Here is a 2,357-nt window from a genome sequence, read left to right as displayed (position 1 = left end):
TTACAACCAGCGCCGTCGCCACGGAAGCTTGAAAAACATGGCTCCGGAAAAATATTACCAGGCTATTGTTAGTAATTCTATAAAACCTCAAGTTTTAGTGGCATAATCTCCGGAATTAGGGGGTCAGGGCGGATTGGTCAGAACAAGCTCCAGTACCCCATTCTCCTTTTTCTCCAGTGTCCAGCCGTCAATTTTTTCATACTCAAACCCGTCCAGGCTGCCGTATAGGCTAAGGTGCCTTGCTTCAACCCGGTGGTTTGGATTATTGGGATAAAGCGTCACCCGGGTTACCGGGAAGGTTCCTAAAAGATCGACCCCAATACTGCCAGCGGCATAGTCGAGTTCGATTAGTTCGAACTGACTGATGGCAAAATCAAGGATTCCGTCCCTGGTATAATCGAACAGGACCCGGCCTACTTTCTGCACTTCTGCCTTCCCATCAACTTCAAACTTGCCCTTGAGGTTGGCAAACAGAAGTTGGTTTAAGCCGTCGTAAACGAAGGTGTCGTCATTTTTCCGAACAATGTTATTTGCACCGTCGTAAGCCAGACTATAGCCCTTCAACAACTCACTGCTTTGGTTGTTGTAGTTAAGGTTGGTTAAACGACCGTTCCGGTCATACTCATAACTGGTCGTAATCCGGTTGGCGGCGGTTAGCCCAACCAGGAATCCTCCTTGATCGTAACGGGGAGCTTCGTCAATAAAGCCCGGTACTTTCGTTAATTCGCCGAGGGTGTTGTATTCATAGTTTACCCATTGACCGGTCGGGTATTTGACGCCGGTGATCCGCCCCATGACATCGTACCGGTATTCGACGGTGGATGTTTTCCCGGCAAAGGATTTTGTTTCCCGGTAAATCCGTCCGTAGGGATCGGGTTCATAAACTCCCCCGGTGGTGTTATATTCCGTTACCAACCCGTCAACCTGTGCCCGTTTTCTAAACCCGGCTTCATCGTAGTCATAGGCGAGAATTTGGGTTTTCCGGCCGGCAACAGGATCCTCTTTCGTGAGGACAACCTTTTTCAGTAAATTATTGGGCAGATATTCGTATTCACCAACCGTTCCGTTACGGTCCCGGCTCCATACTCTGTTACCGACCGCATCATAGCGGTAGGTCACTACTTGCTGTTCTGCATTAACCTCTTCCAGGAGGCGGTTTAGTTCGTCATAACGGTAATTGGTGACATGACCCAAAGGATCAATCATCTGGGTCATATTCCCCCACCGATCATAGCGGTAAGTCGTGAGTCGCCCTTCCGGTTCCCGCACTTCAGTTAAACGGTTATACCGGTCATAACTATATTCGGTACGGAAGTATTTACCATTAATGTAGGCAATCCGGTTATTGTTTTTATCGTATTCAAATTGTTCTTCGTTACCCTCGGGATAGATTATCTTGGTCAGCCGTTTTAGTGGATCATACTCTTTGACCGTCTCAAAACCCCGCGGATCCCTGACTTTTACTTCATTTCCTACCTCATCATAAAAGATAACGTACAATATTTTTCGCGTAATTAAAAATTAAAAAGGGAGAACTCAAGTGGTAAAGTAAACTACCGAATCCAAGGAGATCTCCCTTTTCAATTGTGCGAAAAATATTATACGTTATCTTTAATTCCCGTCGGAGCGGGCGGCCACCGGGCATTTGCAAAATTAGCCCAAATTTGTAAAGCGGCGATCTCCGTAGGAATTTCTCGTTTGCCTTGAGGTTTCGATCGCGGTAAGAAAGATGCCTCTTTAGTAATGGTTCCCCGGGTAACTTCTTCCTATTTATTGGGTCGATAATTTTAATACTCCTTCAAAAACATCCTGAAATGTTTCTGCTTCTCTAATTTTATCATCACTTAAATCAATTACTTCGGTTGAGTAGTTTTTTTCTATTATCTCTTTCCCTTCCATATACCTTATTAATTTTTTCTGATTAAAGTAATACCTAAATTCTTCCAGTGTGTTTCCATCAAAACTTGAAGTCTTCTCAAAAACGAATACTATTTCACCATTTGGAGAGTAAAGATACTCTTTCTCAAAAATTACTGGGCCTTGTCCAATATATACTGCTACCTTAGAAAGAATGCCGGTATTGTATGTCCAATAGAATGTATAGACTGGTACAATATCCTGACCCATTTCAATATCTAGCATCTCATTCGCAATTAATTCAATTTTTGTTTTTACTAGTTTATTTGCTTTAATCATGGCTTCAACACTTCTATCTAGCCCCCTAATTCAGTTGGAGAAAAAGTACGAACATGCTAGAATGAAACCAGGGGGTAGAAAAGATGAAAACGAAACGCTATGACCAGGATTTTAAAGAACAAATCGTTAGAGAATGCCAAGAAGTCGGTAATGTTGCACTG

Annotated in this window: 2 protein-coding genes; both read right to left on the bottom strand. The window is 43.4% G+C overall.

Going from position 1 to position 2,357, the window contains the following annotated elements:
- Positions 1–123: 123 nt before the first annotated feature.
- Positions 124–1,500 carry an RHS repeat protein gene (locus G5B42_RS11095; RefSeq protein WP_181340541.1) on the bottom strand — a complete coding sequence of 459 codons (1,377 nt, stop codon included), beginning with the start codon at positions 1,498–1,500 and terminating at the stop codon, positions 124–126.
- A gap of 270 nt (positions 1,501–1,770) precedes the next feature.
- Positions 1,771–2,196 carry a hypothetical protein gene (locus G5B42_RS11090; RefSeq protein ID WP_181340540.1) on the bottom strand — a complete coding sequence of 142 codons (426 nt, stop codon included), beginning with the start codon at positions 2,194–2,196 and terminating at the stop codon, positions 1,771–1,773.
- Between the last annotated feature and the right edge of the window lie 161 nt (positions 2,197–2,357).

The sequence above is a fragment of the Capillibacterium thermochitinicola genome (genome assembly GCF_013664685.1).
Taxonomy (GTDB): Bacteria; Bacillota; UBA4882; order UBA10575; family UBA10575; genus Capillibacterium; species Capillibacterium thermochitinicola.
Note: the sequence above shows the minus strand (reverse complement) of the source record. Positions and strands in the feature narration are given on the sequence as shown.

Excerpts from the sequence above, each read along its gene's own strand:
- G5B42_RS11090 (WP_181340540.1), bottom strand. The coding sequence starts at position 2,196 with ATGATTAAAGCAAATAAACTAGTAAAAACAAAAATTGAATTAATTGCG.